This window comes from Pantoea sp. S62, assembly GCF_016658625.1.
Lineage (GTDB): Bacteria > Pseudomonadota > Gammaproteobacteria > Enterobacterales > Enterobacteriaceae > Pantoea > Pantoea vagans.
In genome coordinates, this window is the sequence record NZ_JACVVI010000007.1 from 219,970 (window position 1) to 238,713 (window position 18,744).

Below are 18,744 nucleotides of genomic sequence, written 5' to 3' on the forward strand. Positions count from 1 at the left end.
CAGCAGCCTGAGTCGCGGGGAAATCATGGATCAGCACATCATTATCAGCGCCTGTCTGGCGCTGGCCGGGTTGGGGATTGGCTGGATGCTGGCACAGTTACGTGCCGGCCATCAGGTCGCCAGTTTTCAGACCGAGCGCCGTCTGCAGGAAGAGGCGCAACAGCGCCAGCAGCAGCAAATCGAACAGCTTCAGCAGCAGACGCAGCAGCGTGAGCAGGAGCTGCGTCAGCTTCATGGCGCGCTGAGCGGGGCGAATGAGCGCCTGCAACAGCTCGATTACTGGCGCAATGAAAGTGAACAGCTTAATCGTGAACTGCGTAATCAGCTGGAGGTGAACAGCGCGCAGGAAGCAGAGCTGCGCGAAGTGACTATCCGCCTTGAAGAGACCCGTTTTGCCGCTGAAGAGAAACAGCGCCTGCTGACCAACAGCGAACAACGCCTGAGCGCCCAGTTTGAAAACCTCGCCAACCGTATTTTCGAAAACAGTGGCCGTCGCGTCGATGAACAGAACCGCCAGAGTCTGGACGGGCTGATTGGCCCGCTGCGTGAACAGCTGGATGGTTTCCGCCGTCAGGTGCATGAAAGCTTTGGCGCAGAGGCACGTGAACGGCACACACTGACTCATGAAATCCGGCAGTTACAGCAGCTGAATGCGCAGATGGCGCAGGAGGCGCTTAACCTGACCAAAGCGCTCAAGGGCGACAATAAAATCCAGGGTAACTGGGGTGAAGTGGTGCTGAGCCGGGTACTGGAAGCCTCCGGGCTGCGTGAAGGCTACGAATATGAAACTCAGGTCAGCATCCAGTCAGAACAGCAGGGCAGGATGCAGCCGGATGTCATTGTGCGTCTGCCGCAGGGCAAAGATGTGGTGGTGGATGCCAAAATGACGCTGGTGGCCTATGAGCGCTACTTCAATGCGGATGATGAGATCGAACGTGAGCAGGCGATCCAGGAGCATGTCAGCGCGATGCGAGCGCACATTCGCCTGCTGGGACGAAAAGATTATCAACAATTGCCCGGTTTACGGTCACTGGATTATGTGTTGATGTTCATTCCGGTCGAGCCGGCTTTTTTGCTGGCGATTGACCGTCAGCCTGAGCTGATTGGCGAGGCGCTGCAGCAGAACATCATGCTGGTCAGTCCCACCACGCTGCTGGTGGCGCTGCGTACCATTAACAATCTCTGGCGCTACGAGCATCAGAGCCGCAATGCGCAGCGTATTGCTGACCGGGCCACGCGCCTCTATGACAAGATGCGACTGTTTGTCGATGACATGAGTGGCATTGGTCACAGCCTGGATAAGGCGCAGAACAGCTATCGCGAGGCGATGAAAAAGCTGGCAGAAGGGCGCGGCAACCTGATTGCGCAGACGGAAGGATTTCGTGCGCTGGGCGTGGAGATCAAACGACCCATCAATCCCCAGCTGGCCGAGCGGGCCATGCAGGAAAACCGGGCGGCTGACGACGCAGATGACGACAGGGATGCGGATGAAAGTGAGAGTCGTGTGAGACGCCTCCACGAATAGTATGGGCGCAGCGTGCCTGACTTCCGTGACTCTGATACACTTCGGGAAGTATTGTTTGTGGAGCAGGTAAAACCGATGGCAGATGAATCACAGCAGGAAACTACCCATTTTGGCTTTCAGACGGTCGCCAAAAGCGAAAAAGCTGACAAAGTCGCGGATGTGTTTCACTCCGTAGCAGCAAAATATGACCTGATGAACGATTTGATGTCGTTTGGCGTCCATCGTATCTGGAAGCGTTTTACCATTGACAGCAGCGGCGTACGTCGCGGTCAGCGCGTGTTAGATCTGGCGGGTGGTACCGGCGATCTCACCGCCAAATTCTCTCGCCTGGTGGGCGAAACCGGTCAGGTTGTCCTGGCGGATATCAACAGCTCCATGCTGAAGATGGGCCGCGAAAAACTGCGCAATCAGGGCGTGGTGGGCAACGTAAGTTACGTCCAGGCCAACGCAGAAGCGCTGCCTTTCCCCGATAACTATTTCGACTGCATCACCATCTCTTTTGGTCTGCGCAACGTCACGGAAAAAGAGAAGGCGCTGGCCTCCATGTTCCGTGTCCTTAAGCCGGGCGGACGCCTGCTGGTGCTGGAGTTCTCTAAGCCTGTTCTGGATCCGCTGAGCAAAGCGTATGACGCTTACTCGTTCCACATTCTGCCGCGCATCGGACAGCTGGTAGCGCAGGATGCAGAGAGCTATCGCTATCTGGCCGAATCAATCCGCATGCATCCCGATCAGGAGACCCTGAAAGCGATGATGAACGATGTCGGTTTTGAAAATACCACTTACTCCAATATGACCGGCGGCATTGTCGCGCTGCATCGTGGATTTAAGTTCTGAGTGAGATGGTAATGAACCTGACGCCCTTGATTACCGCGGGTCTGGAAACGGCGCTGAACCGTATTCTCTATCGCGATCGTGGCCTGAAAGCGGCGCGGCAACGCCTGAATGGCAAAGTGCTGACGCTGCGCCTGAGTGAGTTTTCGCATCCGCTGGTGCTGGTTTTCAGTGAGCAGCAGCTCGACGTATTAGCGGACTGGCAGGATCGCAGTGACTGCACGGTGATCACCTCGCTGAAAACGCTGCCTAAGCTGCGCGATCGCCAGCAGCTGACGCCGCTGATCCGCAGCGGTGAGCTGCAGGTTGAAGGTGACCTGCAGGTGGTGCAGCAGTTCTCCGCGCTGATGGATCTGGCTGAGCTGGATCCGGCCGAATATCTGGCTCCCTGGGTCGGCGATATCGCCGCTCAGGGTATCAGTCAGCGCTCACAACAGGCATTCCGCTTTTTCAAAGGTGAAGTGCAGCGTCGCCAGGATTATCTCGGACAGGCCATTACCGAAGAGTGGCGTGTTGCGCCTGGCTCGCTGGAGTTAGCCTGGTTTTCTGAGGAGGTCGACGCGATGGAACGTTCGCTTGAGGCGCTTGATGCGCGTCTGGCGCAGCTGGAGGCAAAATGAGTTTTGGAGAGATCCGCCGTTTATATCTGATCATTAAGGTCTTTCTGACCTATGGCCTTGATGAACTGATCCCTCAGACACGCCTCACTTTCCTGTTTCGCCTGTGGCGTCGCTCTGTTTTCTGGATCCCGAATCTGTATAAGCATGAACCGATTGGCGCACGCATGCGCATGGCGATGGAGCAACTTGGGCCGGTCTGGATCAAGTTTGGCCAGATGCTGTCGACGCGTCGCGATCTTTTCCCGCCGCTGATCGCCGATCAACTGGCAATCCTGCAGGACCGCGTTGCGCCGTTCGATGGCGTCAAAGCCAAAGCGCAGATTGAAGCCTCAATGGGCGCGCCGATTGAAACCTGGTTTGATGATTTTGATATCAAGCCACTGGCGTCGGCTTCCATTGCGCAGGTACACACCGCCACACTGAAATCGACCGGTAAGAAAGTGGTCATCAAGGTGATTCGCCCCGATATTTTGCCGGTCATCAGAGCGGACATGAAGCTTATCTATCGGCTGGCTCGCTGGGTTCCGCGTCTGCTGCCGGATGGCCGTCGTCTGCGTCCGGTCGAGGTGGTGCGCGATTATGAGAAAACCCTGCTTGATGAACTGAATCTGTTACGCGAAGCCGCCAACGCCATTCAGCTGCGCCGGAACTTTGAAGATAGCCGCATGCTCTATGTGCCGGAAGTCTATTCAGATTACTGCAGCGAAACCATGATGGTGATGGAGCGCATCTACGGCATTCCGATTTCTGACGTAGCGACGCTGGAGCGTCATGGTGTGAACATGAAGCTGCTGGCAGAGCGTGGCGTGCAGGTCTTCTTCACCCAGGTTTTCCGCGACAGCTTCTTCCATGCGGATATGCATCCGGGCAACATTTTTGTCAGCTATGAGCATCCGGAAGATCCGCAATATATCGGCATCGACTGCGGTATCGTGGGTTCGCTGAACAAAGAAGATAAGCGTTATCTGGCAGAAAACTTCATCGCCTTCTTCAACCGTGACTACCGTAAGGTCGCGGAGCTGCACGTTGACTCAGGCTGGGTGCCGCCCGATACCAACGTTGAAGATTTCGAGTTTGCGATCCGTACGGTCTGTGAGCCGATTTTCGAAAAACCGCTGGCTGAGATCTCCTTCGGCCATGTGCTGCTGAATCTGTTTAACACCGCACGCCGCTTCAATATGGAAGTGCAGCCGCAACTGGTATTACTGCAAAAAACGCTGCTCTATGTGGAAGGGATTGGCCGTCAGCTCTATCCGCAGCTCGACCTGTGGAAGACGGCTAAGCCGTTCCTGGAAGACTGGATTAAGGATCAGGTCGGTTTGCCCGCTATTATTCGTGCGGTCAAAGAGAAAGCGCCATTCTGGGCTGAAAAGTTACCTGAGTTGCCAGAACTCTTTTACGACAGCATGCGCCAGCACAAACTCTTACGGCACAGCGTCGATAAGTTAGTGGGCGACATGAACGCGCAACGCGTCCGTCATCATCAGGCGCGATACCTGTTTGGCGTCGGTGCAACGTTGCTGTTAAGTGGAACGGCGGTGCTGCTCACCCGACCGGACTGGGACTTCTTCCCGGCGGTGCTGATGGCAGCGGGAATCGTCTCCTGGTTAATCGGCTGGCGTAAGACAAACTGATTGTCACGTCTGTTTAAAAAAAGGTAATGTCGCTGGCTAAAGTCCGGTTAAAAAGGGCACTCTGTCCTGCATTACCTTATCGTTTTCACAGAATATTAGAGGCTATCTCATGGGCGGTATCAGTATCTGGCAATTGTTAATCATTGCCGTGATTGTTGTTCTTCTGTTCGGTACCAACAAATTACGTAATCTGGGTTCAGATTTAGGTTCTTCGATTCGTGGCTTCAAAAAAGCCATGAGTGACGAGGATGACAAAAAGGATCAGCCGAAAGAGCAGGACGCTGACTTCGCGGCCAAAACACTGGCGGACAAACAGCAAACGTCGGCTAACAAAGAAGAAGCCAAGAACGACAAGCAGGTGTAAACCGTGTTCGATATTGGTTTTAGTGAGCTGGTATTGGTGTTCGTTATCGGGCTGATTGTTCTCGGCCCGCAACGTTTACCGGTTGCGGTGAAAACCGTGGTCGGCTGGATCAGGGCGATTCGCTCGCTGGCAGCCAATGTACAACATGAACTGGCGCAGGAGCTCAAGCTGCAGGAGTTGCAGGAGAGCCTGAAAAAGGTGGAAGAAGCGGGCCGCGGTACGCTCTCCCCTGAGCTGAAAGAGTCGATGGAAGAGCTGCGTAAAACCGCGGATTCAATGAAACGCTCGGTCAGTCAGAGTATCGACATTGAAAAAGAGGAAGATGAGGCGAACACCATTCATTCGGCTCAGCACAGGCATGTACCTCAGGCGGCTTCTGAGACGGTGCCGGCATCTGAACCTGGCCCGGTTGAGCCTTCGGCAACGCCGGCTAGCGCAGAACATCAGGCCAGTGCCCCGGCCCAGGCTCCCGCTGCGGTTTCAGATTCAGGTCCGGCCGTGCAACCTTCTGCGGCACCTGCCGCAGTCGCCACGGCTCCGGCACAGGCTCCATCCGCTACAGCTGTGCAATCCTCTGCCGCACCTGCCGCTGTGGCCAGCGCTCCGGCACAGGCGCCTGCGAGTGATGTTGCCAGACCGGCAGATTCTGCGCGTAATCCCGCAGCCTCCCCTTCTGCAAGTGATGAACGATAATGGCCGTTGAAGATACCCAACCGCTCATCAGTCATCTGATTGAGCTGCGTAAGCGACTACTGAATTGCATTCTCGCTGTGTTAGCGATTTTCCTGGTGCTGGTTTACTTCGCCAATGACATCTATCAGCTGGTTGCGGCACCGCTGATCAGCCAGATGCCGGTTGGATCGAGCATGATCGCGACCGATGTGGCCTCACCGTTTTTCACCCCGATTAAGCTGACCATTATTGTGTCGGTGTTTCTTGCGGTGCCGGTGATCCTCTATCAGGTCTGGGCCTTTGTCGCCCCGGCGCTCTACCGGCATGAGCGTAAGCTGGTTATGCCGCTGCTCTTTTCCAGCACTTTCCTGTTCTATTTCGGCGTGGCCTTTGCCTATTTCGTGGTCTTCCCACTGGCATTTGGTTTTTTCACCAAGACCGCACCGATTGGCGTCACCGTCGCAACGGATATCTCTAAGTACCTCGATTTTGTCATGACGCTGTTTATGGCATTTGGCGTGGCGTTTGAAGTGCCGGTAGCGATTGTGTTGCTGTGCTGGACGGGGATCACCAGTCCGGAAGAGTTGAAGAAGAAGCGTCCTTATATTCTGGTGGGTGCCTTCGTGGTCGGGATGTTGCTCACACCGCCGGATGTTTTTTCCCAAACTTTGCTCGCTATTCCGATGTACTGCCTGTTTGAAGTCGGCGTATTCTTTTCCCGGTACTATGTGGGTAAAGGCCGACGCTTACAGGATGAGGAAGAGAACACCGACGCCTGATGCTGACAGCCTTACCCGCACTGGCGGGAAGCGTTCACTCCAAACCGCCCTGATGGGCGGTTTTTGTTTATAAACAGTGGGAAATATTATGTTTGATATCGGTGTAAACCTGACCAGCACGCAATTCGCCTCCGACCGGCAAAAGGTGGTTAAACGCGCGCGTGATGCGGGCGTCACCGGCATGCTTATTACCGGCACTAACGCGCTGGAGAGCCAGCAGGCTCAGCGACTGGCTGAAGCTCAACCCGGCTTCTGCTGGTCTACTGCGGGCGTTCATCCTCACCATGCCAGCGAATGGTCCACGGAAATCGCCAGTACCCTGCGTCGTCTGGCTGAAAAACCGGAAGTGGTAGCTATCGGTGAGTGCGGGCTCGATTTCAACCGCAACCTGTCGGCGCATGAGCAGCAGGAGTATGCGTTTGACGCGCAGCTGGCGCTGGCGGCCGAACTCAACATGCCGGTGTTTCTGCACTGCCGTGAAGCTCATGCCCGTTTCGCCGCGGTACTTGAACCCTGGCTGCCGAAACTGGCTGGTGCGGTGATCCACTGCTTTACCGGCACGCGTGATGAGCTGGAAGCCTGTCTGGCGATGGGATTATCGGTGGGGATTACGGGCTGGGTTTGCGATGAGCGTCGTGGGCTGGAGTTGCGCGAGCTGCTGCCGCTGATTCCGGCTGACCGGCTGCTGCTGGAAACGGATGCGCCTTATCTGCTGCCGCGCGACATGCGTCCGCGCCCGACCTCACGCCGGAACGAACCCTGCTTTTTACCGCATATTGTTAATCAGGTGGCGACATGGCGGGGCGAGAGTGCTGAGGAACTGGCGACCCGCATCGATCAGAATGCGCGGACGTTGTTCAGACTGGCTTAAATCTTACGGAACTGCTTGTTGTCGACGCTGCGCATCACCTGCTTGTTCAGCAGATTCAGCAACAGAATCGAGCGCGTTTCACCATCCGGCTCGGCAAAAATGGCGCGCAGCCCTTCAAAGGTCCCTTCGGTGATGACGACTTCATCGCCGCTTTGTGGTGTCTCAGGGTCAAGCAGGATTTGCGGAACGTCGGTTTCCAGCGCTTCGATCACCGCCGATGGCACGGTTGCGGGCGTGGTGCCAAAGCGCACGAAGTGACTGACACCGCGTGTGCTGCTAATCGTCGTGGTGTGAATCGCTTCCGGATCGAATTCGATAAACAGGTAATTTGGAAACAGTGGCTCACTCACCGTGGTGCGTTTGCCGCGCACGATTTTTTCCAGAGCGATCATTGGACTGAGGCAATGCACTTCCTGCCGCTCCAGATGCTCCTTCGCGCGCAATAGCTGTCCACGTTTGCAATAGAGTAAGTACCAGGATTCCATAACTGCTCCCATTGAATGGACGCTAAGAATAGCAAACCTGCTGCCAGAGTTATAGCGCAGGGGCAGGGTAAAGCGTCCTGCAGCGAAAATAAACTGAGACTTTTCCTAACATGCCGGATGGCAGTAAAAGCATTGATGGGTAATTGACGTCGGCTATTGCTCTGTATCAGACTCGATGACCATCACATCTGCACAAGGATCCTCTGATGGAACTCTTTCTGTTGAGCAATGGCAAGCTGGCGGATGATGCGCCGTTGCTGGGCTATGCGCAGCCACAGCTGCACGCCATGATCGCGCGACGCGCTATCCGGTCGGCGGTACTGATCCCCTACGCAATTATTCGTGGCGATCAGCAGCAGCGCGCTGATGAGCTCAGCGCTTCTCTTGGAATTCAGGTGGAGCGGGTTCAGGCATTCGCTTCGCCAGCTGATGCAATTGCCCAGGCAGAGCTGATTTTAGTCAGCGGTGGCAACACCTGGTTTCTGAATCAGATGCTGCATGAACAGGGTCTGATCGGAGCGATTCAGCGCGCGGTGCGGGAGCGGCAGGTACCCTATGTCGGCTGGAGCGCAGGTTGCAACGTGGCAACGCCCTCAATCCGTACCACTAACGATATGCCGGTACGCAGCAGCGTGGTGTTACCTGCGCTGGGCCTCTTTCCGGTGCAGATCAATCCCCACTATCTGGATGCCAGCGTCAGCGGCCACATGGGCGAAACCCGTGACGAACGTCTGGCGGAGTTCTGTGCCGTTAACCCTGCTGAGTCGGTCATTGCGCTGCGTGAAGGCAGTTTTCTGCATCTGCATGACAACCAGCTGCGTTATCACAGCGTGCGTAACGAAGATTTTAAACTGTTTCGCCACGGCGAGCCGATTCAGGGGTATCACGATGCCCGTGCGTTACAACCGCTGGTTCCCTTTCAGTGCGTATGAGGCGGCCGTATAAACCTCAGCAACTCCGTGTAATCAGGCCTATAATGGCCGACTCACTCTGGCCGGAAAGCTAAAGCCGCATGAAATATCACGATTTAAGAGACTTTCTCGCGCTGCTCGAACAGCGCGGTGAGCTAAAGCGCATTACCCAGTCGATCGATCCTGAACTGGAAATGACCGAAATTGCCGACCGCACCCTGCGTGCCGGTGGCCCCGCTCTGCTGTTTGAAAACCCGAAAGGGTATGACATGCCGGTGCTGTGCAATCTGTTCGGCACGCCAAAGCGCGTGGCCATGGGCATGGGCCAGGAAGAAGTCAGCGCACTGCGTGAAGTGGGTAAACTGCTGGCCTTCCTGAAAGAGCCGGAGCCGCCAAAAGGCTTCCGCGATCTGTTCGATAAGATGCCGCAGTTTAAGCAGGTCCTGAACATGCCAACCAAACGCCTGCGCAATGCACCCTGTCAGGAAGAGGTGTTCAGCGGCGATGAAGTCGATCTGACGCGTATTCCGGTGATGAAATGCTGGCCTGGCGATGCGGCACCGCTGATTACCTGGGGATTGACCGTCACGCGCGGCCCGCATAAAGAGCGGCAGAATCTTGGCATTTATCGACAGCAGGTGATCGGCAAAAACCGTCTGATTATGCGCTGGCTGTCGCACCGTGGCGGCGCGCTCGATTACTTAGAGTGGACGAAAGCGCATCCGGGTGAGCGTTTTCCGGTCTCGGTGGCGCTGGGTGCCGATCCCGCCACCATTCTCGGTGCCGTCACGCCGGTGCCGGATACGCTATCAGAATATGCGTTTGCCGGGTTGCTGCGCGGCAATAAAACCGAAGTGGTGAAGTGCCTGTCGAACGATCTTGAAGTGCCGGCCAGTGCGGAAATCGTACTGGAAGGGTATATCGAAGCGGGCGATATGGCGCCAGAAGGACCTTACGGCGATCACACCGGCTACTACAATGAAGTAGATAGCTTCCCGGTGTTTACCGTGACACATATTACGCAGCGCCATAAGCCTATCTATCACTCCACCTACACCGGCCGGCCGCCGGATGAGCCTGCGGTGTTGGGTGTGGCGCTGAATGAAGTGCTGGTGCCAATCCTGGTGAAGCAGTTCCCGGAGATCGTGGACTTCTATCTGCCACCGGAAGGTTGCTCATACCGGCTGGCGGTCGTAACGATTAAAAAGCAGTACGCCGGGCATGCCAAACGTGTCATGTTTGGCGTCTGGTCGTTTTTACGGCAGTTCATGTACACCAAATTTGTTATTGTGTGTGACGATGATGTTAATGCGCGTGACTGGAACGACGTGATCTGGGCCATTACCACCCGTATGGATCCGGCCCGCGATACGGTATTAGTAGAAAATACCCCGATCGATTATCTCGATTTCGCCTCGCCTGTTTCCGGGCTGGGGTCGAAAATGGGGATGGATGCGACCAATAAGTGGCCAGGTGAAACGCAGCGTGAATGGGGCACCCCCATCGTTAAAGATCCGGCGGTCACCGCGCGCATTGATGCTATCTGGGATGAGCTAGGTATTTTTGATCAGCCGCCACAGCGTTGATGGCGAGCACAACCATAAAGACGACCCGACAGAGGGAACGCATGACAACGTTAAGCTGTAAAGTAACTTCGGTTGAGGCGATTACCGACACGGTCTATCGCGTTCGCCTGATTCCTGAAGCGGAATTCAGTTTTCGCGCGGGACAGTATCTGATGGTAGTGATGGATGAGCGCGACAAGCGTCCGTTCTCACTGGCCTCAACGCCGATGGAAAAAGATATCATCGAGCTGCATATCGGCGCGTCCGATCTGAATCTCTATGCCATGGCCGTAATGGACCGCATCCGTAACGATCGCCAGATCACGGTTGATATGCCGCACGGCGATGCCTGGCTGCGTGAAGAGAGCACCAAACCGCTGATCCTGATTGCAGGCGGCACCGGTTTCTCCTATGTCCGTTCGATTCTGCTTACCGCACTGGCGGAACAGCCAGAGCGCGATATCGCCATTTACTGGGGCGGACGTGAGCTTAAGCATCTGTACGATATGGATGAGCTGGATGCGCTGGCCGTGAAGCACCCGAACCTGAAGGTGATCCCGGTCGTCGAGCAGCCTGAAGCAGGCTGGCAGGGCCGTTCTGGTACGGTACTGACCGCAGTGATGCAGGACTTCAGCACGCTGAGTGAGCATGAGATCTACATCGCCGGACGTTTTGAGATGGCGAAGATTGCCCGCGACCGTTTCTGTGCCGAGCGTGGCGCAGTGGAATCACAGATGTATGGCGATGCGTTTGCCTTTATCTGATTCCTGGTAGCAGACAGAAAAAACCCGCCGATCAACGGCGGGTAAATCTGACAAAGTAAGACTCAACGTATTAAAGACGCTCGAATACGGTTGCGATCCCCTGGCCCAGTCCGATGCACATGGTGGCAAGGCCAAAACGGGCATCGCGGCGTTCCATGATGTTCAGCAATGTGGTGCTGATGCGTGCGCCGGAACAGCCCAGTGGATGGCCCAACGCAATCGCGCCGCCATTCAGATTGACCTTCTCATCCATCAGTTCCAGCAAACCTAAGTCTTTAATACAGGGCAGGGTCTGCGCGGCAAAGGCTTCGTTCAGCTCAAACACGTCGATATCACTGACGCTCAGTCCCGCCCGTTTCAATGCCAGTTTGCTGGCCGGAACCGGTCCGTAGCCCATGATCGACGGATCACAGCCGACCACTGCCATGCTGCGGATACGTGCACGTGGCGTCAGCCCCAGTTCACGGGCGCGTGATTCACTCATAATCAGCATGGCGGCCGCGCCATCGGACAGGGCTGACGACGTACCCGCTGTGACGGTGCCATTCACCGGATCGAAGGCGGGTTTGAGCGCCGTTAGACCTTCGGCGCTGGTCTCCTCGCGGATCACCTCATCGAAATCATAGCGCTTAAGAATGCCGTCGCTGTCGTGACCATAGGTGGCGACAATCTCCATTGCGAAGTCCCCGCGCTGGGTGGCCTGCCATGCGCGCTGGTGCGAACGCAGGGCGAACGCATCCTGCTGCTCACGGCTGATATGATGCATACGCGCCAGCATCTCGGCGGTTAAGCCCATCATGCCCGCAGCTTTAGCGACGGTGCGGCCCAGGCCGGGATGAAAGTCGACGCCGTGATTCATCGGCACGTGTCCCATATGCTCCACACCGCCAATCAGGCAGCACTGCGCATCGCCGACCATAATGGCGCGGGCCGCATCGTGCAGCGCCTGCATTGACGAACCACACAGCCGGTTAACGGTCGTGGCCGGCACAGAGTGCGGGATTTCGGCCAGCAGCGCGGCGTTACGCGCGATATTAAATCCCTGTTCCAGCGTCTGCTGTACGCAGCCCCAGACGATATCGTCGAGGGATGCCGGGTTCACCGCCGGGTTGCGGCTCAGGATTTCGCGCATCAGGTGCGCGGAGAGATCTTCAGCGCGCACGTTCCGAAAGGCTCCGCCTTTTGAACGTCCCATTGGCGTGCGCACCGCATCAACAATCACCACATTTTCCATCTTCTTGCCCTCAGGCGCTTTTCAGCGCGGCTTCATCAATCGGTTTGGCGGCGGGATACCAGCTTTCATGCTGATGGGCTTTCTGCACCAGCAGCGCAGGCAGGGTATACAGGCCACCAAGTGCGCTGTAGCGCCGGGCCTGATCGACCACATTGCTGTTGCCCAGGGTATCCAGATAGCGGAAAGCGCCGCCACGGAACGGCGGGAAGCCGAGACCATAGACCAGTGCCATATCCGCTTCAGCGGGCGAGGCGATAATCTTCTCTTCCAGACAGCGCACCACTTCATTCAGCATCGGCAGCATCATACGGTTCAGGATCTCTTCATCACTGAAGACCCGCGCGGGCTGACAGACCTGTTGCAGCAGCGTATCCACTTCAGCATCCGGCACTTTCTTCAGCTTGCCCTTTTTATCCTCTTCCCAGCGCCAGAATCCTTTGCCATTTTTCTGACCAAAACGACCGGCATCAAACAACAGATCGATCGCATCGCGATAGTCGTGCTTCATGCGATCCGGGAAACCATCCGCCATAACACTTTGCGCGTGGTGCGCGGTATCGATGCCCACCACATCCAGCAGCCATGAAGGCCCCATCGGCCAGCCGAATTGTTTTTCCATCACTTTGTCGATCTGACGGAAATCAGCGCCGTCGCGCAGCAGCAGGCTGAAAGCAGCGAAGTAGGGGAACAGCACCCGGTTCACAAAGAAGCCGGGGCAGTCATTCACCACGATAGGCGTTTTGCCCATTTTGCTGGCCCATGCCACCACTTTACTCAGTGTCGCTTCACTGGTTTTCTCGCCACGAACAACTTCGACCAGCGGCATACGCGGCACCGGATTGAAGAAGTGCATGCCACAGAAATTTTCCGGGCGCTGCAGCGCCTGTGCCAGCTGGGTGATAGGAATGGTTGAGGTATTGGAGGCCAGAATCGCATCCTGACGCAGATGCTGTTCGGTTTCCGCCAGCACTTTGGCCTTGATCAGCGGGTTCTCGACCACGGCTTCCACCACCACATCGGCCTGGTCAAAACCGGCGTAATCCAGGGTGGGCTGAATAGTGGCGATCACACTGGCGAGTTTACTGCCGTCGATTTTGCCGCGCTCCAGCAGCTTATTGAGCAGCTTGCTGGCTTCATTCATCCCCAGCGTTAACGCCTGCGGATTAATGTCTTTCATTCTGACCGGCACGCCTTTCCAGGCAGACTGGTAGCTGATGCCGCCACCCATAATGCCCGCGCCCAGTACCGCTGCCTGAGCCGGAGCGCCGCTTTCGCTGCCGCGTTTTTTCGCCAGGCTTTTAACGTACTGGTCGTTGAGGAAGATGCCGACCAGTGCGCGGGCTTCATCAGACTGCGCCAGTGGCACAAACGCTGCCGTTTCAAGTTTCAGCGCATCATCACGACCCAGGCTGGCCGCCGCTTCAATCGTTTTTACGGCCATCAGCGGAGCGGGATAGTGTTTACCTGCGGTCTGCAGCACCATCGCTTTCGCAATCGTGAAGCTCATCGCCGCTTCAATCGGGCTGAGTTTCAGCGGTGCCAGTTTCGGTGCCCGGCGTGCGCGCCAGCTGTCATCTGCGGCAGCGGCCTTAAGCATGGTGATCCCCGCCTCGCGAAGTTTCTCACGCGCCACGACCGCATCGACCAGACCGAGTTTCAGGGCGGCATTGCCATCCACATCTTTACCTGCTGCAATAATTTCCAGCGCGCTGTCGGCACCCAGCAGGCGCGGTAGTCGCACGCTGCCGCCAAATCCGGGCATGATGCCGAGTTTTGTTTCCGGCAGGCCAATACGGGCATCCGCAGTGGCGATACGCAGATCGGTTGCCAGTACGCATTCGCATCCACCACCCAGCGCATAGCCGTCAATGGCGGCCAGGGTTGGCACCGGTAAATCTTCCAGGCGGTTGAAAATGCTGTTGGCGTAGCTCAGCCACTGGCTTAGCTTTTCGGTGGGTGCATCAAACAGAGAAAGGAACTCGGTGATATCCGCGCCCACAATAAAAGCAGGTTTAGCGGAGCTCAGCAGCAGGCCGCGCAGGTCTGGCTGCTGTTCCAGCACCGCAATCGCCTCGCCCAGACTGGCGACCGTTTGCGTATCGAGCTTATTGACCGAGCCTGTATCGTCAAAAACCAGCTCGGCGATGCCATCGTCCAGCCAGTGAAGAGTAAGGTTAGCGCCTTGGTAGAGCATGTGCGTCTCCTGAAACCGCGAAAGGTGATCTGGTCATACCAGATGATCGTGAGTGTGGGAGCGATGTTAATTATTTGCAAACTGCTCTTTGCTTATTTGCTAACAAGATCACAGCTGCGCCGACTTCGGCATCTGCACAAGGGGTATGCTAAACTTGCGGCCATTTCGCGACACTGGAGAGACGTCAATGGATTCACTGAAGACCTTGTATCACGCGCATATCGCCACGTTGCAACAACGGGCGCAGCAGGTGCTGGCACGCAATAAACTGGATGCGATGTTGATCCATTCCGGTGAATTGTTGACGGTGTTTCTGGATGACCACACCTATCCGTTTAAGGTGAATCCGCAGTTTAAGGCCTGGGTGCCGGTAACGCAGGTGCCTAACTGCTGGCTGTGGATTGACGGGGTGAACAAACCGAAACTGTGGTTCTACTCTCCGGTGGATTACTGGCACAACGTTGAACCGTTGCCGGATAGCTTCTGGACCGCGGATGTTGAGGTTATCGGCCTGAAAAATGCCGATGAGATTGCGCAACTGCTGCCTGCACAGCGCGATAACGTCGCCTATATCGGCCCGGTTAACGCGCGTGCGGCTCAGCTCGGTATCACTTCCGGCAATATCAATCCGAAAGCGGTGATCGACTTCCTGCATTTCCATCGCAGCATCAAAACAGATTATGAACTTGCCTGCCTGCGCCAGGCGCAAAAGCTGGCGGTTGCGGGTCATCGCGCAGCGAAAGAGGCGTTCTCTGCAGGCTTAAGCGAGTTCGATATCAATCAGGCCTATCTGACAGCGACCGGGCATCGCGATACTGATGTGCCTTACGGCAATATCATCGCGCTGAATGAACACGCTGCGGTGCTGCACTACACCCGGCTGGATCATCAGCCACCGGCGAAACGCCACAGCTTTTTGATTGATGCCGGTGCTGAGTATCTTGGCTATGCCGCCGATTTAACCCGCAGCTATGCGGCGCAGAGCAGTTCGCTCTATGCCAGAATGGTTGAGGCGATGAACGCGGAAGAGCTGGCGCTGATCGCTATGCTGAAAGCGGGCGTGCGCTACACCGATTATCATCTTCAGATGCACCAGCGTATTGCGAAGATGTTGCTGAAGTTTGAGCTGGTACAGGGGATCAGCGAAGAAGCGCTGGTGGCTGAAGATCTGACCGGTCCGTTTATGCCACATGGTCTGGGACATCCGCTGGGTCTGCAGGTGCATGACGTGGCTGGTTTTATGCAGGATGATCAGGGCACCCATCTGGCCGCGCCCGCGCAATATCCTTATCTTCGCTGCACCCGCGTGCTGCAACCGGGCATGGTCTTAACCATCGAGCCGGGCTTCTATATTATTGACTCATTACTGGCGCCGCTGCGTGCGGGCCGTTTCAGTCAGCACTTTAACTGGCAGGCTATCGATGCGCTTCGGCCTTATGGCGGGATTCGTATCGAGGACAACGTGGTGATCCATGCGCATCGCGTTGAGAATATGACCCGCGATCTGCATCTGGCCTGATGGACGCTTTTGATATTCCGGCTGTGCCAGTCAGCAGCAGTGAGGAGACGATCAAAAAGAGTCGCTTCATTACGCTACTGGCACACACCGAAGGCGCTGAGGCGGCACGCGCGTTTGTCCAGCAGGTGAAAAGCGAGCATCCCGCTGCCCGGCATCACTGCTGGGCGTGGGTCGCGGGCGCACCGAATGATTCCCAGCAGCTTGGCTTCTCTGATGATGGGGAACCCTCGGGCACGGCCGGCAAACCGATGCTTGCGCAGCTGATGGGCGCAGATATTGGCGAGATTACCGCCGTCGTCGTACGTTATTACGGCGGCATCATGCTGGGAACCGGCGGCTTAGTAAAAGCCTATGGCGGTGGGGTCCAGCAGGGACTTAAGCTGCTGCCACGGCAGCGCAAAGTACCGATGAAGCTGTTCACCTTGCAATGCGACTATCCACAGCTCAGTGATATTGAAAGGCTGGTTCAGCGTTTCGACGGTAGGGTGACCGACAGTCAGTTTCAGGATCGCATTGCATTGACGCTGGCTGTACCTTACGGACAAATCGACGGATTCAAAAAAAATCTGTCAGACTTTAGTCGGGGCGCGTTATCGCTGATCCCGCTCACACCCTGATGTTCATCTCTATTATTTAAAGGAACGGCTGAATGCACTTTCGCGCCATTACCCGCATAGTCGGTCTGCTGGTGATCCTCTTTTCAGTGACGATGATTTTGCCCGGTCTGGTCGCCCTCATTTATCGCGATGGGGCGGGGCGGGCGTTTAGCCAGACCTTTATGATGGCGCTGGTGATTGGCTCGCTGCTGTGGTGGCCGAATCGTAAAAAGAAAACCGAACTCAAACCGCGCGAAGGGTTCCTGATCGTCGTCCTGTTCTGGACGGTGCTGGGCAGCGTAGGAGCCATGCCCTTTATCTTTGCCGAGCAGCCACATCTTTCGGTGACGGATGCATTCTTTGAATCGTTCTCGGGCCTGACAACAACCGGTGCCACCACGCTGGTGGGGCTGGACTCGTTGCCTAAGGCGATTCTCTTCTATCGGCAGATGCTCCAGTGGCTGGGCGGTATGGGGATCATCGTGTTAGCGGTGGCGATACTGCCGATTCTGGGCGTCGGGGGCATGCAGCTCTATCGCGCTGAAATGCCGGGGCCGCTGAAAGATAACAAGATGCGGCCACGTATCGCCGAGACGGCCAAGACACTCTGGCTAATCTACGTTCTGCTGACGGTGGCCTGTGCGCTGGCATTGTGGCTGGCGGGCATGCCGGCGTTTGATGCTATCGGCCACAGCTTCTCGACCATCGCCATTGGCGGCTTTTCTACCCACGATGCCAGCATCGGCTATTTTCATAGTGGCACCATCAATACCATCGTGGCGGTGTTTCTGCTGATCTCAGGCTGTAATTACGGCCTGCACTTTGCCATGTTAAGCGGACGTAATTTGCGCGTGTACTGGCGCGACCCGGAATTCCGCATGTTCATTGGCGTTCAGCTGACGCTGGTGTTGATCTGCACGCTGGTGCTCTGGTTCCACAATGTCTATGCCAGCGGCTGGCAGACGCTGAATCAGGCCTTCTTTCAGGTCGTTTCCATGGCAACGACGGCGGGATTCACGACAGACAGCATCGCACGCTGGCCATTGTTCCTGCCGGTGCTGCTGTTGTGCTCAGCCTTTATTGGCGGCTGTGCCGGTTCAACCGGCGGTGGCCTGAAGGTGATTCGCATCCTGCTGTTATGCAAGCAGGGTAACCGTGAGCTTAAGCGTCTGGTTCACCCCAATGCGGTCTACACCATTAAGCTGGGTAATCGGGCGCTTCCGGAACGTATCCTTGAAGCCGTCTGGGGATTCTTCTCGGCCTATGCACTGGTGTTCCTGGTCAGCATGCTGGCAATCATCGCCACCGGTGTCGATGACTTCTCGGCTTTTGCTGCGGTTGCCGCGACGCTCAACAACCTCGGGCCGGGTTTAGGGGTTGTGGCCGATAACTTCACTTCAATGAATGACGTGGCGAAATGGATTCTTATTTCTACCATGTTGTTCGGGCGTCTCGAGGTATTTACCTTGCTGGTGCTGTTCACGCCTACTTTCTGGCGTGAATAATTAATAAGGATGCTGACATGAAAGCGCTGATTCTCTATTCCACTCGCGACGGACAAACAAAGAAAATTGCCTCTTCTATTGCTGAGGTGATCCGTCAACAGCAGCCATGTGATGTGCTGGACATTCAGGATGCTACCCTGCCTGACTGGGCGCAGTATGATCGCGTGCTGATTGGCGCCTCGATCCGCTACGGCCATTTCCAGCCGGTCGTCGATAAGTTCGTGAAGCAGCACCTCAAGGAATTGCAACAGCGTACCAGCGGTTTCTTTTCGGTGAACCTCACGGCACGGAAACCGGAGAAGCGTTCTCCTGAAACCAATGCTTATACGCAGAAGTTTCTGACCAGCTCGCCGTGGCAACCCGATTGCTGTGCCGTGTTTGCGGGCGCACTTTATTATCCGCGCTATCGCTGGTTCGATCGCGTCATGATTCAGCTGATTATGCGTATGACTGGTGGTGAGACAGATTCAACGAAAGAAGTGGAATACACGGACTGGCAGCAGGTACGCACTTTTGCCAATGATTTTGCACAGTTACCAGGCAAATCGTAGCGAAATAGCGCGATTTGATGAAAATTACTGCGAACGATAATCTTTTCGTAATAAACACTTGTCAGCCCGCGCGAACTCCCTATAATGCGCCTCCATCGACACGGAACACCGGCAACGGGAAACG

General features: G+C 56.0%; 18 protein-coding genes. 15 read left to right on the forward strand and 3 right to left on the reverse strand.

All coding sequences use genetic code 11. From position 1 onward, the window contains the following. The first annotated feature begins 25 nt into the window (after positions 1-25). The 8 genes from rmuC to tatD all read left to right on the forward strand — a co-directional run bounded on the left by rmuC (position 26) and on the right by tatD (position 7,296). The gene (gene rmuC, locus IBT54_RS12905; RefSeq protein ID WP_201252261.1) at positions 26-1,525 is read left to right on the forward strand and encodes a DNA recombination protein RmuC; all 1,500 of its coding nucleotides are present in this window, start codon (positions 26-28) and stop codon (positions 1,523-1,525) included. Between the two features lie 75 nt (positions 1,526-1,600). Continuing rightward, positions 1,601-2,359: a bifunctional demethylmenaquinone methyltransferase/2-methoxy-6-polyprenyl-1,4-benzoquinol methylase UbiE gene (gene ubiE, locus IBT54_RS12910; RefSeq protein WP_008926452.1), complete on the forward strand. Its 759-nt coding sequence runs from the start codon at positions 1,601-1,603 to the stop codon at positions 2,357-2,359. 11 nt (positions 2,360-2,370) lie between these two features. After that, the gene (locus IBT54_RS12915; RefSeq protein ID WP_013359712.1) at positions 2,371-2,976 is read left to right on the forward strand and encodes an SCP2 domain-containing protein; all 606 of its coding nucleotides are present in this window, start codon (positions 2,371-2,373) and stop codon (positions 2,974-2,976) included. Further along, positions 2,973-4,610, forward strand: a complete 1,638-nt coding sequence (ubiB, locus tag IBT54_RS12920) for a ubiquinone biosynthesis regulatory protein kinase UbiB (protein WP_013359713.1) — start codon at positions 2,973-2,975, stop codon at positions 4,608-4,610. The genes IBT54_RS12915 and ubiB overlap by 4 nt, the downstream gene beginning before the upstream one ends. 109 nt (positions 4,611-4,719) lie before the next feature. Next, complete coding sequence (gene tatA, locus IBT54_RS12925; RefSeq protein WP_009088506.1) at positions 4,720-4,974, forward strand: Sec-independent protein translocase subunit TatA; 255 nt, start codon at positions 4,720-4,722, stop codon at positions 4,972-4,974. A gap of 3 nt (positions 4,975-4,977) precedes the next feature. Further along, entirely contained in the window at positions 4,978-5,667 is a 690-nt protein-coding gene (gene tatB, locus IBT54_RS12930) for a Sec-independent protein translocase protein TatB (protein WP_201252262.1), read from the forward strand. Beyond that, on the forward strand, positions 5,667-6,425 hold the full coding sequence (gene tatC, locus IBT54_RS12935; protein ID WP_013359715.1) for a Sec-independent protein translocase subunit TatC: 759 nt from the start codon (positions 5,667-5,669) through the stop codon (positions 6,423-6,425). The genes tatB and tatC overlap by 1 nt, the downstream gene beginning before the upstream one ends. Before the next feature lie 88 nt (positions 6,426-6,513). Next, entirely contained in the window at positions 6,514-7,296 is a 783-nt protein-coding gene (gene tatD, locus IBT54_RS12940) for a 3'-5' ssDNA/RNA exonuclease TatD (protein WP_033734837.1), read from the forward strand. Here the strand turns inward: tatD and rfaH are convergent. Continuing rightward, entirely contained in the window at positions 7,293-7,781 is a 489-nt protein-coding gene (gene rfaH, locus IBT54_RS12945; RefSeq protein ID WP_033734838.1) for a transcription/translation regulatory transformer protein RfaH, read from the reverse strand. The two genes, tatD and rfaH, sit on opposite strands and share 4 nt — an antisense overlap. A 206-nt stretch (positions 7,782-7,987) precedes the next feature. Between rfaH and pepE the strand changes: the two genes are divergently transcribed. The 3 genes from pepE (at position 7,988) to fre (ending at position 11,021) form a co-directional block, all read left to right on the forward strand. Then, entirely contained in the window at positions 7,988-8,713 is a 726-nt protein-coding gene (gene pepE, locus IBT54_RS12950) for a dipeptidase PepE (RefSeq protein ID WP_013359718.1), read from the forward strand. An 80-nt stretch (positions 8,714-8,793) separates the two neighbouring features. Further along, on the forward strand, positions 8,794-10,278 hold the full coding sequence (gene ubiD / locus IBT54_RS12955) for a 4-hydroxy-3-polyprenylbenzoate decarboxylase (RefSeq protein ID WP_010257222.1): 1,485 nt from the start codon (positions 8,794-8,796) through the stop codon (positions 10,276-10,278). A 41-nt stretch (positions 10,279-10,319) separates the two neighbouring features. Further along, positions 10,320-11,021, forward strand: a complete 702-nt coding sequence (fre, locus tag IBT54_RS12960) for an NAD(P)H-flavin reductase (RefSeq protein WP_201252263.1) — start codon at positions 10,320-10,322, stop codon at positions 11,019-11,021. Positions 11,022-11,091: 70 nt separating this feature from the next. On the opposite strand, the gene fadA is transcribed toward fre, so the two are convergent. Both fadA and fadB read right to left on the reverse strand, forming a co-directional pair. Further along, a complete protein-coding gene (fadA, locus tag IBT54_RS12965; protein WP_201252264.1) occupies positions 11,092-12,255 on the reverse strand; it encodes an acetyl-CoA C-acyltransferase FadA in 1,164 nt (387 codons plus the stop codon). 10 nt (positions 12,256-12,265) lie between these two features. Beyond that, entirely contained in the window at positions 12,266-14,449 is a 2,184-nt protein-coding gene (fadB, locus tag IBT54_RS12970) for a fatty acid oxidation complex subunit alpha FadB (RefSeq protein WP_201252265.1), read from the reverse strand. A gap of 187 nt (positions 14,450-14,636) precedes the next feature. On the opposite strand from fadB, the gene pepQ reads away from it, so the two are divergent. From pepQ to hemG, 4 genes are read left to right on the forward strand one after another with little or no spacing between them, the layout of a single operon-like run. Then, complete coding sequence (gene pepQ / locus IBT54_RS12975; RefSeq protein ID WP_107319230.1) at positions 14,637-15,968, forward strand: Xaa-Pro dipeptidase; 1,332 nt, start codon at positions 14,637-14,639, stop codon at positions 15,966-15,968. Beyond that, a complete protein-coding gene (locus IBT54_RS12980) occupies positions 15,968-16,585 on the forward strand; it encodes an IMPACT family protein (RefSeq protein WP_135910442.1) in 618 nt (205 codons plus the stop codon). Before pepQ ends, IBT54_RS12980 begins: the two co-directional genes overlap by 1 nt. Positions 16,586-16,617: 32 nt before the next feature. Beyond that, positions 16,618-18,069, forward strand: coding sequence for a Trk system potassium transporter TrkH (trkH, locus tag IBT54_RS12985; protein WP_013359724.1), 1,452 nt, complete (start codon positions 16,618-16,620; stop codon positions 18,067-18,069). A 17-nt stretch (positions 18,070-18,086) separates the two neighbouring features. After that, a complete protein-coding gene (hemG, locus tag IBT54_RS12990) occupies positions 18,087-18,620 on the forward strand; it encodes a menaquinone-dependent protoporphyrinogen IX dehydrogenase (RefSeq protein WP_013359725.1) in 534 nt (177 codons plus the stop codon). Positions 18,621-18,744 lie beyond the last annotated feature (124 nt).

Coding starts and splice junctions, on each gene's coding strand:
- rmuC (WP_201252261.1), top strand. CDS start 26: ATGGATCAGCACATCATTATCAGCGCCTGTCTGGCGCTGGCCGGGTTG.
- ubiE (WP_008926452.1), top strand. CDS start 1,601: ATGGCAGATGAATCACAGCAGGAAACTACCCATTTTGGCTTTCAGACG.
- IBT54_RS12915 (WP_013359712.1), top strand. CDS start 2,371: ATGAACCTGACGCCCTTGATTACCGCGGGTCTGGAAACGGCGCTGAAC.
- ubiB (WP_013359713.1), top strand. CDS start 2,973: ATGAGTTTTGGAGAGATCCGCCGTTTATATCTGATCATTAAGGTCTTT.
- tatA (WP_009088506.1), top strand. CDS start 4,720: ATGGGCGGTATCAGTATCTGGCAATTGTTAATCATTGCCGTGATTGTT.
- tatC (WP_013359715.1), top strand. CDS start 5,667: ATGGCCGTTGAAGATACCCAACCGCTCATCAGTCATCTGATTGAGCTG.
- tatD (WP_033734837.1), top strand. CDS start 6,514: ATGTTTGATATCGGTGTAAACCTGACCAGCACGCAATTCGCCTCCGAC.
- rfaH (WP_033734838.1), bottom strand. CDS start 7,781: ATGGAATCCTGGTACTTACTCTATTGCAAACGTGGACAGCTATTGCGC.
- pepE (WP_013359718.1), top strand. CDS start 7,988: ATGGAACTCTTTCTGTTGAGCAATGGCAAGCTGGCGGATGATGCGCCG.
- ubiD (WP_010257222.1), top strand. CDS start 8,794: ATGAAATATCACGATTTAAGAGACTTTCTCGCGCTGCTCGAACAGCGC.
- fre (WP_201252263.1), top strand. CDS start 10,320: ATGACAACGTTAAGCTGTAAAGTAACTTCGGTTGAGGCGATTACCGAC.
- fadA (WP_201252264.1), bottom strand. CDS start 12,255: ATGGAAAATGTGGTGATTGTTGATGCGGTGCGCACGCCAATGGGACGT.
- fadB (WP_201252265.1), bottom strand. CDS start 14,449: ATGCTCTACCAAGGCGCTAACCTTACTCTTCACTGGCTGGACGATGGC.
- pepQ (WP_107319230.1), top strand. CDS start 14,637: ATGGATTCACTGAAGACCTTGTATCACGCGCATATCGCCACGTTGCAA.
- IBT54_RS12980 (WP_135910442.1), top strand. CDS start 15,968: ATGGACGCTTTTGATATTCCGGCTGTGCCAGTCAGCAGCAGTGAGGAG.
- trkH (WP_013359724.1), top strand. CDS start 16,618: ATGCACTTTCGCGCCATTACCCGCATAGTCGGTCTGCTGGTGATCCTC.
- hemG (WP_013359725.1), top strand. CDS start 18,087: ATGAAAGCGCTGATTCTCTATTCCACTCGCGACGGACAAACAAAGAAA.